At 69.2% G+C, this 12,921-nt stretch carries 12 protein-coding genes; 6 read left to right on the top strand and 6 right to left on the bottom strand.

Going from position 1 to position 12,921, the window contains the following annotated elements; all coding sequences use genetic code 11:
* Positions 1–5 precede the first annotated feature (5 nt).
* The 3 genes from QTI68_RS30210 to QTI68_RS30200 all read right to left on the bottom strand — a co-directional run bounded on the left by QTI68_RS30210 (position 6) and on the right by QTI68_RS30200 (position 5,724).
* On the bottom strand, positions 6–1,442 hold the full coding sequence (locus tag QTI68_RS30210; protein WP_286526878.1) for a mannose-1-phosphate guanylyltransferase/mannose-6-phosphate isomerase: 1,437 nt from the start codon (positions 1,440–1,442) through the stop codon (positions 6–8).
* Entirely contained in the window at positions 1,439–2,161 is a 723-nt protein-coding gene (locus tag QTI68_RS30205) for a sugar transferase (RefSeq protein ID WP_286526877.1), read from the bottom strand. Before QTI68_RS30205 ends, QTI68_RS30210 begins: the two co-directional genes overlap by 4 nt.
* Before the next feature lie 473 nt (positions 2,162–2,634).
* On the bottom strand, positions 2,635–5,724 hold the full coding sequence (locus QTI68_RS30200) for an Rne/Rng family ribonuclease (RefSeq protein WP_286526876.1): 3,090 nt from the start codon (positions 5,722–5,724) through the stop codon (positions 2,635–2,637).
* Positions 5,725–6,266: 542 nt separating this feature from the next.
* Here QTI68_RS30200 and QTI68_RS30195 point away from each other — a divergent pair.
* Genes QTI68_RS30195 through QTI68_RS30180 form a run of 4 tightly spaced genes read left to right on the top strand, consistent with a single transcriptional unit; the run spans position 6,267 to position 9,389 of the window.
* Positions 6,267–7,316, top strand: coding sequence for an RluA family pseudouridine synthase (locus QTI68_RS30195; protein ID WP_286526875.1), 1,050 nt, complete (start codon positions 6,267–6,269; stop codon positions 7,314–7,316).
* The gene (locus QTI68_RS30190; RefSeq protein WP_286526874.1) at positions 7,309–7,977 is read left to right on the top strand and encodes an HAD-IA family hydrolase; all 669 of its coding nucleotides are present in this window, start codon (positions 7,309–7,311) and stop codon (positions 7,975–7,977) included. The genes QTI68_RS30195 and QTI68_RS30190 overlap by 8 nt, the downstream gene beginning before the upstream one ends.
* Positions 7,978–7,984: 7 nt before the next feature.
* A complete protein-coding gene (locus QTI68_RS30185) occupies positions 7,985–8,347 on the top strand; it encodes a Rieske (2Fe-2S) protein (protein WP_286526873.1) in 363 nt (120 codons plus the stop codon).
* Position 8,348: 1 nt separating this feature from the next.
* A complete protein-coding gene (locus QTI68_RS30180; protein ID WP_286526872.1) occupies positions 8,349–9,389 on the top strand; it encodes a S49 family peptidase in 1,041 nt (346 codons plus the stop codon).
* 22 nt (positions 9,390–9,411) lie between these two features.
* Here QTI68_RS30180 and QTI68_RS30175 read toward each other — a convergent pair whose 3' ends face one another.
* The 3 genes from QTI68_RS30175 to QTI68_RS30165 are packed head-to-tail and all read right to left on the bottom strand — an operon-like array spanning position 9,412 to position 11,907.
* Positions 9,412–10,548: an MFS transporter gene (locus tag QTI68_RS30175; protein WP_286526871.1), complete on the bottom strand. Its 1,137-nt coding sequence runs from the start codon at positions 10,546–10,548 to the stop codon at positions 9,412–9,414.
* A 13-nt stretch (positions 10,549–10,561) separates the two neighbouring features.
* Positions 10,562–11,329, bottom strand: coding sequence for an SAM-dependent methyltransferase (locus QTI68_RS30170; RefSeq protein ID WP_286526870.1), 768 nt, complete (start codon positions 11,327–11,329; stop codon positions 10,562–10,564).
* Positions 11,326–11,907, bottom strand: a complete 582-nt coding sequence (locus QTI68_RS30165; RefSeq protein WP_286526868.1) for a Maf family protein — start codon at positions 11,905–11,907, stop codon at positions 11,326–11,328. The genes QTI68_RS30170 and QTI68_RS30165 overlap by 4 nt, the downstream gene beginning before the upstream one ends.
* A gap of 37 nt (positions 11,908–11,944) precedes the next feature.
* Here QTI68_RS30165 and QTI68_RS30160 point away from each other — a divergent pair, with 37 nt between their 5' ends.
* Together QTI68_RS30160 and rpmF are read left to right on the top strand one after the other, a co-directional pair.
* Positions 11,945–12,499 carry a YceD family protein gene (locus QTI68_RS30160; protein WP_286526867.1) on the top strand — a complete coding sequence of 185 codons (555 nt, stop codon included), beginning with the start codon at positions 11,945–11,947 and terminating at the stop codon, positions 12,497–12,499.
* Between the two features lie 157 nt (positions 12,500–12,656).
* On the top strand, positions 12,657–12,839 hold the full coding sequence (rpmF, locus tag QTI68_RS30155) for a 50S ribosomal protein L32 (protein WP_028248601.1): 183 nt from the start codon (positions 12,657–12,659) through the stop codon (positions 12,837–12,839).
* The last annotated feature ends 82 nt before the right edge of the window (positions 12,840–12,921 follow it).

The following is a 12,921-nucleotide window of genomic DNA, read 5'->3' as shown; positions in this document are numbered from 1 at the left end:
AAAATTCAGGCGAGCTTCTTGGCGTCGCCGATGTCGACCGACTCTACATCGGCAAACCGCACGATGTCGTCCTCGCCCAGGTAGCCGCCGGTCTGGATCTCGACCACTTCGAGGGCCATCTTGCCGGCGTTCTCCAGCCGATAGACCGCGCCGACGGGGATGTAGATCGACTCGTTCTCCTTGACCAGCACCGTCTTGTCGTCGCACACCACGCGCGCCGTCCCCTTGACCACCACCCAGTGCTCGGCGCGATGGTGGTGCATTCGCAGCGCCAGCCGCGCACCCGGCTTGACCGTCAGCCGCTTGACCGCGAAGCGCTCGCCGTCGTCGATGCTGTCGTAGGCGCCCCAGGGCCTTGGAATGCGGCGGTGCCGGGTGGCCTGGCTGTGGCCGTGGGTGGTCAGCAGCGCGACCACGTCCTTGACCTGCTCGGCGCAATCGCGGTGCACGACCAGCAGCGCGTCCGGCGTGTCGACCACCAGCAGGTCCTTGGTGCCGAGCGCCACCACCGGGCGGCTCGGCGCGTGAATGAAGGTGTTGGTCGCGCCCATGGCGAAGCCCTGGCCGCTGATCCGGTTGCCGTTGGCATCGGTGTCGTGGAGGTCGGCCACTGCGTTCCAGCTGCCGACATCGCTCCACCGTCCCTGGAAAGGGATGACCGCGACCCGATCGCATTTCTCGAGCACGGCGTAGTCGATGCTCTGGCTGCGGCAGCGCCCGAAGGCCGCGCCGTCCATGCGCAAGAAGTCGCCGTCGGTTTCGATCGCGACGGTGGCCAGCCTGCAGCTTTCCAGGATGTCCGGGGCGTGCGCCTGCAGCGCCGCGATCAGGACCTTGGCCTGGACCAGCAGGATGCCCGCGTTCCACAGGTGGCCGCCTTCGAGCAGCATTTGCTCGGCGCGCTCCGCCGCCGGCTTCTCGATGAAGGCGGCGACCGCATGGCCGGCCTCGTCGCCCAGTGCGGCCTCCAGCGGCTGGCCTTGGCGGATGTAGCCGTAGGCCGTGCTGGGGAACGACGGATCGACGCCGAAGGTCACGAGGTAGCCGGCCTGCGCCGCCGGGATGCCCTTCTGGATCGTGGCGACGAAGCGATCGGCCTCCGGGATGTGATGATCGGCCGGCGCGAACAGCAGCAGTTCCTCCGGGTCGGCCAGCAGCGCCATCACCGCCATCGCCGCGGCGGTGTTGCGGGCCACCGGCTCGAGCAGCTGCTTGCCGCTCACCAGTGCGGCGTCGATCGCCTCCTGCACCAGGAATCGGTGCTCCTCCGCGGCCACGCAGGTCACTTCGGGATTGAGCCGGCGCAGACGCTCGAGCGTCAGCAGCAACAGGCTCTTGTTGTCGATCAGCGGCGCGAACTGCTTGGGCAGCGTCTTGCGCGACAGCGGCCAGAGCCGGGTGCCGCTGCCGCCGCACAGGATGACCGGCTGGACGCGGGTCACCGTGAACCCTCCCCGCTGATGACGGCGCGCACGGTCCTGAACAGGATCTTGATGTCGAGCCACAGCGACCAGTTGGAGACGTATTCCACGTCGAGTTCGACCCGGCGCGCATAGGAGAGCCGGTTGCGGCCGCTGACCTGCCAGAGGCCGGTGATCCCGGGGCGCATCGCGCAGTAGTGCGTCCAGCCGCGGCCGTAGAGGCTGCGCTGGCGCTCCATGCAGGGGCGCGGGCCGACCAGGCTCATGTCACCCTTGAGGACGTTCCAGAACTGCGGCAGCTCGTCCAGGCTCAGCTTGCGGATGACCGCGCCGATCGGCGTGATGCGGGGGTCCTTTTCCAGCTTCTGGAACGTGTCCCACTCGGTGCGCGCCATGTCGCTGCGGCTCAGGAACTCGTCCAGGACATGGTCCGAATTGCGCACCATCGAGCGGAACTTGTAGAAGCGGAAGCGCTGGCCGCGTTCGCCGAGTCGTGTTTGCCAGAAGTGCACCGGCCGGCCCATGCTGATCAGCACGCCCAGGGCCACCATGAGGTAGAGCGGTCCGAAGAGGGTGAAGAAGACCAGCGCCCCGATGATGTCGATGGCGCGCTTGACGATGCGCTGAGCGAGCGAAAGGCGGGGCAGGCTGGCCTCCAGCGGCGGCGCGGACGGGCCCCCGCCGTCCGGGGGAAAGCGTCGGACCACGTTGCCGGTGGTTGTCGAATCGGAACGAAACATCTGAAATTCCCCCGTAACGGGTACTGCCTCAACCTAGGAGCGGGGCAGTGTAACGCTTTACTACTATCGGCAAGAATTTGAACATATGTCGCGGGCTTCGTGGTGTCATCAAAAGCCTTACATAGTCCTCCAAAAGGCGTAGGCTGGTCCCTCTTCTCCGGGTCTCAACAAGGGGCAGGGGCCGGCTCAGCGATTTCGAATTCAGTGTAGTCCTTTTGTATAACAAATTGTTAACGCGGACGAACATCCTGGTGTTGTTTCTGCACGCCATTCGCGCTTTTGGGGATTAATACCGATGGTTTCGTTTGTGAAACGTCCCCAGGCGCCCCGGATTGCCGACCCAACCAGCCGATGAACGGTCGAGAATCGGCGACGGGCGAGCATCAGAAACGAAAAAGGGAGGCCGAAAGGCCTCCCTTGAATGGGATGCGTCGGAGAGGAGACCGGCTCTCGCCGGACCTCCCGCCGCCGCCTCAGTGCGTCGCGCCGACGCCGCGTGCTGCGTCCTCGAAGGGCAGCGTCATCGATCCCAGGTCGCGGCGGGTCTCCACCAGCACCAGGGGACCCTCGTCGATCACGATCGCCGGCGGGCGCTCGCGGGGCACATGCTGGGGCTTGGGCTCGGCGGCAATCGCAGCCCGCACCTCGGCCACGCGTTCGGCGTCCGAGTTGACCCAGTGCAGACCCGAGCCTTCCGCCACCTGAGCCAGCTCGTCGAGCGGCAGCTCGAAAGGCTGGACCTTCGGCAGTGCCCGCGAGGAGGGCGCCTTGGCTTCGACCACGATCGGTGCCGCGGGCGGCGCGAGCGGGCGCTCCGTGCGCACCGGCGCCGGCGGCAGGCTCGACCGCACGACGACTTCTTCCGCTTCGACGGGTGAAGTGGCCACGGGCGCGGTCTCTGCCTCGCCCGCTTCCTCGCGCGGGCCGCGCTCGCGCCGGTCACGACCGTAGCGGTCGCGCGAACGGCCGCGGCGTTCTTCGCCGTCACGGCGCGGTGCCGCCTCGCCCTGGTCTTCGCTGCCCGGGGCGTCGGAGGCGCCGACCGCGCCCGCTTCGGGTATCGCCGAACCGGCTGTGCCCGCCGCTTCCGGCAGGCGTGCCGGCGCGTCGCTGCGCCGCTCGCGCCGGCCGTCGCCTCGCTCACCGCGCGGCGGGCGGTCTTCGCCACGCCCGCTGCGTGCGCCGCGCTCGTTCGGAGCGCCGTCCGGGCTGGCTTCGCCCTGGGCGTCGCGGGCCGTGTCGCCACCGCGTTCGCGGCCGCCGTCGCCATTGCGCTCGCTGCGTTCACGGCGCTCGCCGCGTCCGCTGCGCGGTGCGCGTTCGCCCGGGACGGCCGCTTCGCTGCCCTCGCCGGCATTCGGCGCGAGCGCCTGGGCGTCGAATTGGACGTCGGCGGCTTCGGCCGGCAACTGGCGGGCTTCACCGTCGCGGCGTTCGCCGCGGCCGCGGCGCTCGCCTTCGCGCGGGGCGCGGGCCTCGCGCGGTTCACGCGCCTCGCGGGGCTCCCTCGGTTCACGGACCTGGCTGTCGGTGCGGGCCTCGCCGCGGGTTTCGCGGCCTTCGCGGCGCTCGCCATCCCGGCGCTCGCCTCCGCGGCCGCCGCGGCGTTCGCCGCCACGGCCTTCGCCACCGCGGGCCTCGCCATCCCGGCCGCCGCGGCCTTCACCACGGCCGCCACGGCGTTGCTCGCCGTCGCGCGCGGTGCGCGCGCCTTCGCCATCGCGTCCGCCGCGTCCATCGCGGCCTTCGCGGCGCGGCTTCGGCGCCTCGACCGGAATCACGGCCGGTGCCGGCGCCGGCGCGGCGGCCGGGGTGCCGCCGAACAGGCTCTTGATCCAGCCGAACAGGCCGGATTCGGCCGACTTCGCCGGCACCGCCACCGGTGCGGGGGCTGCGACGGGCGCCGGTGCCGCCACCGGCGGACGCACCGCTTCGGGCTTCGGCACCGCGACCGGCGCCGGCGCGTCGGGCAGCACGCCCTTGATCACCGGCGTCTGCTTGTTGGTCGGTTCTTGCGAGCGGCGCGTGACCGAGGTCGGGTCCTCGATCTCGTCGGCCATCTTGTAGCTGGCCTCGATGTGGTCGAGGCGCGGATCGTCGTGCTTCAGGCGCTCGAGCTTGTAGTTGGGCGTCTCGAGCGTCTTGTTGGGCACCATCAGCACGGTGACGCGCTGCTTGAGTTCGATCTTGGCGATCTCGGGGCGCTTCTCGTTCAGCAGGAACGACGCCACCTCGACCGGCACCTGGACATGCACGGCGGCCGTGTTGTCCTTCATCGACTCTTCCTGAATGATGCGCAGGATCTGCAGCGCGCTCGATTCGGTGTCGCGGATGTGGCCCGAGCCGCCGCAGCGCGGGCAGGGGATCGACGAGCCTTCGCTGAGCGCCGGCTTGAGGCGCTGGCGGCTCATTTCCATCAGGCCGAACTTGCTGATCGAGCCGAACTGGACGCGGGCGCGGTCTTGCCGCAGCGCGTCGCGCAGGCGGCTTTCGACCTCGCGGCGGTTCTTCGACTCGTCCATGTCGATGAAGTCGATCACGATCAGGCCGCCGAGGTCGCGCAGGCGCATCTGGCGCGCCACTTCGTCGGCGGCTTCCAGGTTGGTGCGGGTCGCGGTTTCCTCGATGTCGCCGCCCTTGATGGCGCGGGCCGAGTTGACGTCGACCGAGACCAGCGCCTCGGTGTGGTCGATCACGATCGCGCCGCCGCTCGGCAGCTGCACCGTGCGGGCATAGGCCGATTCGATCTGGTGCTCGATCTGGAAGCGGCTGAACAGGGCGGCATCGTCGCGGTAGCGCTTCACCCGGGCGGCATGCTCGGGCATCACGTGCGCCATGAACTGCTGCGCCTGGTCGTAGATGTCGTCGGTGTCGATCAGGATGTCGCCGATGTCGTGATTGAAATAGTCACGGATCGCGCGGATCACCAGCGAGGATTCCTGGTAGATCAGGAAGGCGCCCTTGGCGCCCTTGGCGGCGCCGTCGATGGCGCTCCAGAGCTTGAGCAGGTAGTTCAGGTCCCATTGCAGCTCGGGCGCCGAGCGGCCGATGCCGGCGGTGCGGGCGATGATGCTGGCGCCCTTCGGGTACTCCAGCTGGTCCATCGCCTCCTTGAGCTCGGCCCGGTCGTCGCCCTCGATGCGCCGGCTGACGCCGCCGCCGCGCGGGTTGTTCGGCATCAGCACGACATAGCGGCCGGCCAGCGAGATGAAGGTCGTCAGGGCCGCGCCCTTGTTGCCGCGCTCTTCCTTCTCGACCTGCACCACCAGTTCCTGGCCTTCGCGGATCGCGTCCTGGATCCGGGCCTGGCTGGCCGAGACGCCCTCGGCGAAGTACTGCTTGGAGATTTCCTTGAACGGCAGGAAGCCGTGGCGGTCTTCGCCGTAGTCGACGAAACAGGCTTCCAGCGAGGGCTCGACGCGCGTGACGACGGCCTTGTAGATGTTGCCCTTGCGCTGTTCGCGCCCTTCGATCTCGATTTCGTAGTCGAGGAGCTTTTGCCCGTCGACGATGGCCAGGCGGCGCTCTTCAGGCTGCGTGGCGTTGATCAGCATCCGTTTCATGATGCGTTGTCCTTATGTCTGTTCGTATCGCTCTTACCGGTCCATGACGGACCTAACGATGCACGGACGACGCTCGCGAAACGAAGGAATTGCCGCTAAACCCAGGCTGCTGGGGCCGACCGCGCGAACGCGGACAACCACACCGAGAGTCAACTCGATGTCAGACGGGGTGGGGGCGCGTGGATGAGCGCAAGCCGCATGAGGTGTCGATCTGCTATTGGTTTAATAGCAGCTGGCGCAGGGGTGGCGCGCGCTGGCGGAGATTCAATGGCTGACGCTGCCGGCTTTTGCCAGCGCAGGATCAGTTGAATCAGCAGCATCAACACAAGGGACTCGCTTCGATCCGCCGGCAGATTGGGGCCTGCCGGCTGGGTATTCCGTATCGGTGTTTCGTGGGCGTCGGCTTGACTCGGGGACAGGGCCCGCCGCCTTGCGCTCTTGCGCGTGGCCTGCGGACGCTGCCCCAAAGCGGCATCGACCTCACAGCGCTCCCTGCAGTGCTCTAAACTTCTGATTAATCAAGCACTTACAAGACCGCGCTGGTGAAAAACATTATAGGTGCGAAGCCGGGCCCCGCGGCGGCAGAAGTTCGCTTTCTGACGGTCGACGAGGATTCCGCCGGCCAAAGGCTGGACAACTACCTGTTCCGCCATCTCAAGGGCGTGCCCAAGACCCACGTCTACCGGATCATCCGGTCGGGCGAGGTGCGCATCAACAAGGGGCGGGCGCAGGCCGAGTCGCGGCTGGCAGCGGGCGACGTGCTGCGGCTGCCGCCGGTGCGGGTGTCGGCGCGCGCGGAGGAGGGCGCCACGCCGGCGGCGCCGGCGCGCGAATTCCCGCTGCTGCTCGAGGACGAGTCGCTGCTGGCGATCGACAAGCCGGCCGGGGTCGCGGTGCACGGCGGCAGCGGCGTGAGCTTCGGTGTGATCGAGCAGCTGCGGCGGGCCCGGCCGGCGGCGCGCTTCCTTGAACTGGTGCACCGGCTGGACCGCGAGACCTCCGGCATCCTGCTGGTCGCCAAGAAGCGCAGCGCCCTGACCGCGCTGCAGGACCAGTTCCGCGAGCGCGAGACCGGCAAGACCTACCTGGCGCTGGTCGAGGGCGCCTGGCCGGCCAACAAGAAGGTGCTCGACGCGCCGCTGGCCAAGTACCTGCTGCCGACGGCCGCGGGCGCCGCCGAGGGGGAGCGGCGGGTCCGCGTGGTCGCCAAGGACCACCCGGACGCCATGCGCGCGGTCACGCTGGTCAGGGTGCTCGCCCGTTTTCCGCTCGCCGGCGATGCCGCCGGCTTCTCCCTGCTGGCCGTGACCATCAAGACCGGCCGCACCCACCAGATCCGCGTCCATCTCGCCTCGGCCGGGCATCCGATCGCCGGCGATGACAAATACGGCGTCTTCGAGCGCAACCGGGCCTTGCAGAAGCTGGGCCTCAAGCGCATGTTCCTTCATGCGTGGCGACTCCAGTTCACCCATCCCTCGAGCGCCGAGCGGGTCGCGCTGCAAGCCGACCTGCCGCCCGAACTGCATGCACTGATGCCGCCCGCCGCGCTCGACGCGCTTGCCACCCATCCTTTCGTCCAAGCCCATGACTGACACCCGACCCCGCCGTTTCGACCTGATCGCCTTCGACTGGGACGGCACCCTGTACGACTCCACGCGGCTGATCGCCCGCTGCATCCAGGCCGCCGTGGTCGACGTCGGCGGCGCCAGGCCGAGCGAGAGCGATGCCGCGTGGGTGATCGGCCTCGGCCTGGCCGAGGCGCTGGCCCGCGCCGCGCCGGACGTGCCGAAGGAGAAATACGCCGAGCTGGGCCACCGCTACCGCTTCCACTTCCTGCAGCACCAGGACGACCTGGTGCTGTTCGACGGCGTGCTGGAGATGCTCGATGCCCTTCGTGCGCGTGGCCACAAGCTGGCGGTCGCCACCGGCAAGTCGCGCCGCGGGCTGGACGAAGCCCTGTCCACCGTCGCGCTGCGCGATCGCTTCGACGCCTCCCGCACCGCCGACGAGACCTTCGGCAAGCCGCACCCGCGCATGCTGCTCGAACTGATGGAGGAGCTGGAAACCCCGGCCGACCGCACGCTCATGATCGGCGACACCACGCACGATCTGCAACTGGCGATCAATGCCGGCTGCGCCGGTGTCGGCGTCAGCTACGGCGCCCATGCGCCGGAAAGCTTCGACGCCCTGGCGCCGCTGCACGTGGCGCACTCGGTCGCCGGGCTCTCGCAATGGCTGGCCGCGAACGCCTGAGGACGCCATGAGCGAGCCGATTCCCCTGTGCAACTCGGCCGATCTGGTCGAGGGCGGCCGGGCGGTGCCCTTCGACGTCGTGCACGGCGGCGAGACCTGCCGGGCCTTCGCGGTGCGCTTCGAAGGCGCGCCGCATGCCTACCTGAACCGCTGCAGCCACGTGGCGATGGAAATGGACTTCCAGCCCGACCGCTTCTTCGACGACTCGGGCCAGTGGCTGCTGTGCGCGACCCACGGCGCGGTGTACAAGCCGGACACCGGCGAATGCGCCGGCGGGCCCTGCCGCGGCGGCCTCGTGAAGATCGCACTGAGCGAGCGGGACGGCGTGGTGCACTGGCATACTGCCTGGAACCTTCAAGCAGCCTTCTGACATGACCGATTCCAACCGCACGGAACCCGAGGGTTTCGAGCCCTTCGAGCGCACGGCGCCTCCACTTTCCGCAGACGGCACGAGAACCATGGCAAAGAACGATCCGACCTCATCGCCGGGCTGGGAGCGCGCGACGCTCGAGAAGCTGGCTTTTGCCGCGGTGCGCGAGCAGCGCGCCACCCGCCGCTGGAAGACTTTCGTCCGGCTGAGCTGGCTTGCGTTCTTCGTCTTCCTGCTCTGGTTCGCGATGTCGCGCGGCACGCCCGCATCCGCCAAGGCCACGCCGCACACCGCGGTGATCGAGATCAAGGGCGAGATCGCCGCCGGTGCCGATGCCAGCGCCGAATTCGTGGTCGCCGCGATGAAGACGGCCTTCGAGGACGACGGCGCCAAGGGCATCGTGCTGCTGATCAATTCGCCAGGCGGCAGCCCGGTGCAGGCCGGCATCATCAACGACGAGATCAAGCGGATGCGCGCCAAGTACAACAAGCCGGTCTATGCGGTGGTCGAGGAAACCTGCGCGTCGGCGGCCTACTACATCGCCGCCGCGACCGACAAGATCTTCGTCGACAAGGCCAGCATCGTGGGCAGCATCGGCGTGCTGATGGACGGCTTCGGCTTCACCGGCCTGATGGACAAGGTGGGCGTCGAGCGCCGGCTGCTCACGGCGGGCGACAACAAGGGCTTCATGGACCCGTTCAGCCCGATGAACGACGCCCAGAAGGCGCACGCGCAGCAGATGCTCGACCAGATCCACAACCAGTTCATCGAGGTGGTCAAGAGCGGCCGCGGCGATCGGCTCAAGACCGACACGCCGGGGCTCTTCAGCGGCCTGTTCTGGAGCGGCCAGCAGTCGATCGAACTGGGCCTCGCCGACCAGCTCGGCAATGTCGACTTCGTCGCCCGCGACGTCATCAAGGCCGAGGAAGTGATCGACTACACGCGCCGCGACAACGTCGCCGAAAAATTGGCCAAGAAGTTCGGCGCGGCGCTGGCGGATGCATCGGTCCGGGCCCTGCACGCAGCGCCGGCCCTTCGCTGAGCCGGCCGCCGGGCCGCTGCTGTCATGCCGGATCGGCGTGGCGCGCCGAGAGCGCCAGCGCCGTGGCGAAGACCACCACCAGATAGAGCGCATGGGTCAGTGAACTGACCTGGGCCAGGAAGCCGATCACCGGCGGGCCCGCCATGAAGCCGAGATAGGCCAGCGCCGACACGCCCGCGATGCCGCGGGTGGGCTCCACGCCCGGGACCCGCGCCGAAGCCGCGAACAGGATCGGCACCACGTTGGCGAAGCCGACGCCGACCCCGGCGAAGCCGACCAGTGCGAGCCAGGGCCGGTCGGTCAGCAGCACCAGGGCCATCGACCCCGCGGCCAGCAATGCGCTGGCGCGCAGCAGCACGGGTGGCGCGAAGCGGGCGCGAAGCGCATCGCCGCCGAACCGGGCCAGCGCCATCGCCGCCGAGAAGCTGGCGTAGGCCAGCGCCGCCTGCTGCTGCGGGCTGCCGAGTTCCTGCTGCAGGTAGAGCACGCTCCAGTCGTAGATCGCACCCTCGGCGATCAGTCCCAGTGCCGCCAGCAGGCCCAGCAGCGCCAGCGCGCCGCGCGGCAGCCGGAAACCGTGGTCGGCGCTGGCGGAGGCCGTGGCCTCGCGCGGGAGCATCGAGCGGGCCGCCACGACGACGGTCAAGGCCATTGCGCCGGACACGAGCAGCAGGTGGAACGGGGGCCGCAGGCCGGCCGCGAGCGCGGCGCTGCCGGTCACGGCACCGACCATGCCGCCCAGGCTGAACATGCCGTGCATCCCGCTCATCAGCGGCTGGCCGCAGCGAAGCTCCAGCTGTGCGGCTTCGGCGTTGATCGCGACGTCGAACACGCTGGTGACGATGCCGAACACCGCCAGCAGCCCGAGCAGGGCGGCGAAGCTCGGCATCGCTAGCAGCCCGGCGAGCAGCAGGGCGTAGGTCGCGCCGCAGACGGCGGCGGTGCGGCGGGCGCCCGCGCGGCCGATCCAGCGGCTGGCCTGGGTCAGGCCGACCAGGGCGCCGACGCCGGCGGCCAGCATCGCCAGGCCGAGTTCCGCCTCGTCGACGCGGTAGTGGGCCTTCACGGTCGGGATGTGCACGCCCCAGGTCGCGAAAACGAAGCCCGAACAGAAGAACTGCGCCCGCGCAGCCCAGCGCATGCGGTTGGAAATCTCCATCTGCGAGCGGGCCTCAGCGGCCGATCGCGAACACCGCCGGCGCGCGGGTGTCGGCCGCCATCGGCTTGGCGCGCCATCCCTTCACCGTGTCGCTGCGCACGCTGCTGGAGGCGAGCGTCAGTCCACGCGCCACGGCCAGCCGGGTGTTGTGCTGCAGCGTCTGGGTCAGCGCCTGCAACAGGGCGGCGTTGCGGTAGGGCGTCTCGATGAACAGCTGGGTCTGGCCGGTGCGCAGCGCGAGCGATTCGAGTTCGCGGATCCGCTGGGTGCGCGCGTCGGCCTCCTGCGGCAGGTAGCCGACGAAGGCGAAATTCTGGCCGTTGAGCCCGCTGGCCGCCAGGGCGAGCAGCAGGGACACCGGCCCGGTGAGCGGAATCACCACGATGCCGAGCTCGTGCGCGGCCCGGGCCACCGATGAGCCGGGATCGGCCACCGCCGGCATTCCGGCCTCGCTGAGCAGCCCGACATCGTGGCCGGCGAGCGCGGGCGCGAGCAGGGGCCGGGCATCGAACTGCCCCGCATGATCGCCCTTCTTGTGGACTTCGCGCGGCAACTCCGTGATCTGCTGCGCCTGCAACGGTGCCGCGAGCGGGCAGACGGCATCGATGCGCTTGAGGTAGGCGCGCGCCGACTTGGCGTTCTCGCAGATCCAGTGGGTGATGCCGGCGGCAGTCGCCAGCGTGCCGCGCGGCAGCGCGTCTTCGAGCGGTGCCTGTTCGTCGCAGCCGAAATCGAGCGGCGCCGGCACCAGGTAAAGCTTTCCCAGGGCCGGGGTGCTCACAGCAGGTCGACTCCGGCGGCGCGCAGCATGCGCGCGGTGCGGATCAGCGGCAGGCCGACCAGCGCGGTCGGGTCGTCGCTGTCGATCGCCTCCAGCAGCGCGATGCCCAGGCCCTCGCTCTTGGCGCTGCCGGCGCAGTCGTAGGGCTCCTCGGCGCGCAGGTAGCGCTCGATCGCAGCGTCTTCCAGATCGCGAAAGACCACCCGGACCGGCGCCAGGTCGCGCTCGGCGAAGCCGCTGGCGTGACAGACGACGGCGACCGCGGTCTGGAAGATCAGGGTCTGGCCGCGCATGCGCCGCAGCTGTTCGGTGGCGCGCGCGTGGTTGCCGGGCTTGCCCAGGGGCTCGCCCGCGAGGTCGGCGACCTGGTCGGAGCCGATCACCACGGCCTGCGGATGTTGGCGGGCGACCGCATTCGCCTTCTCGAGCGCCAGCCGCTCGGCCAGCGCGCGCGGCGCTTCGCCCGGCAGCGGGGTTTCGTCCACCTCCGGCGCCTGGACGTCGAAGGGCAGGCGCAGGCGCGTCAGCAGTTCGCGCCGGTAGCGGGAGGTCGAGGCAAGGATCACTTGGCGTTGCATGGTCCCGATTGTGCGTGAGCGGTTTAGACTGGCGTCGATGAGCAAAGAATTTGTCCCCGGCCGGCTCGACGTGAACGGTTTCGCCGACTCAGCCGCGACCCTGTCCGGCAACGACCCCATGTCGGGCTTCGAGCGCCTGAGCGCCGAACTCGCCGACCCGTCCGCCGACGCCACGGTGCGCTGGGTCGCGACCGGGCAGTCGCGCAGCGGCGCCGACGGCGCCCCGGTGCCGTGGCTGCACCTCGACGCCCAGGCGAGCGCGCCTCTGATTTGCCAGCGCTGCCTGGCGTCGGTCGAACTCGCGCTGAAGGTCGATCGCTGGTTCCGGTTCGCGCCCGACGAGGCCACCGCGGCGGCTGAGGACGAGGTGTCCGACGAGGATGTGCTGGTCGCCAGCCGCGATTTCGACCTCCATGCGCTGATCGAGGACGAACTGCTGATGGAAATCCCCGTCACGCCGCGGCACGAGGTGTGTCCGCAGCCAACCCGGCTGTCGGCCGCCGACCCGGACTTCGACGGCGCCGAAGCGGCCCGGCCCAACCCGTTCGCCGTGCTCGGCGCCCTGCGTTCGGACAAGTCCGACAAGGGCTGAGCGCACGCCAGTGGCCTGGGTACTGGCCTTGACGCCATCGATGGGCTATAATCATGGGCTTCGCGCGCGCCGTCTGATCGTCTGATGTGTCAGTATTAGTCATTGGTATGAGCTTGCGTGCACACCGCCAACCCACCCAACATTTCCAGGAGCCATCATGGCCGTCCAGCAAAACAAGAAGTCGCCGTCGAAGCGCGGCATGCACCGTTCGCACAACGCGCTGGGCGTGCCCGGCATCGCCGTCGAGCCGACCACCGGCGAAACGCATCTGCGCCACCACATCAGCCCGAACGGTTTCTACCGTGGCCGCAAGGTCCTCAAGACCAAGTCCGAAGCCTGATTCTTGCTCCCAGGCCATGGCCCGAGGCTACTTTTCCTGTAGCGTCGGGCCTTTGTTTTGATGGCTACGTCCTCAGCATCCG

It is taken from the genome of Variovorax sp. J31P207, assembly GCF_030316965.1.
Lineage (GTDB): Bacteria > Pseudomonadota > Gammaproteobacteria > Burkholderiales > Burkholderiaceae_C > Variovorax > Variovorax ginsengisoli_B.
Note: the sequence above shows the minus strand (reverse complement) of the source record. Positions and strands in the feature narration are given on the sequence as shown.

What these genes read in the sequence shown, in the direction of transcription:
- rpmF (WP_028248601.1), top strand. Translation starts at nt 12,657, where the DNA reads ATGGCCGTCCAGCAAAACAAGAAGTCGCCGTCGAAGCGCGGCATGCAC.
- QTI68_RS30190 (WP_286526874.1), top strand. Translation starts at nt 7,309, where the DNA reads ATGACTGACACCCGACCCCGCCGTTTCGACCTGATCGCCTTCGACTGG.
- QTI68_RS30205 (WP_286526877.1), bottom strand. Translation starts at nt 2,161, where the DNA reads ATGTTTCGTTCCGATTCGACAACCACCGGCAACGTGGTCCGACGCTTT.
- QTI68_RS30200 (WP_286526876.1), bottom strand. Translation starts at nt 5,724, where the DNA reads ATGAAACGGATGCTGATCAACGCCACGCAGCCTGAAGAGCGCCGCCTG.
- QTI68_RS30185 (WP_286526873.1), top strand. Translation starts at nt 7,985, where the DNA reads ATGAGCGAGCCGATTCCCCTGTGCAACTCGGCCGATCTGGTCGAGGGC.
- QTI68_RS30180 (WP_286526872.1), top strand. Translation starts at nt 8,349, where the DNA reads ATGACCGATTCCAACCGCACGGAACCCGAGGGTTTCGAGCCCTTCGAG.
- QTI68_RS30175 (WP_286526871.1), bottom strand. Translation starts at nt 10,548, where the DNA reads ATGGAGATTTCCAACCGCATGCGCTGGGCTGCGCGGGCGCAGTTCTTC.
- QTI68_RS30165 (WP_286526868.1), bottom strand. Translation starts at nt 11,907, where the DNA reads ATGCAACGCCAAGTGATCCTTGCCTCGACCTCCCGCTACCGGCGCGAA.
- QTI68_RS30160 (WP_286526867.1), top strand. Translation starts at nt 11,945, where the DNA reads ATGAGCAAAGAATTTGTCCCCGGCCGGCTCGACGTGAACGGTTTCGCC.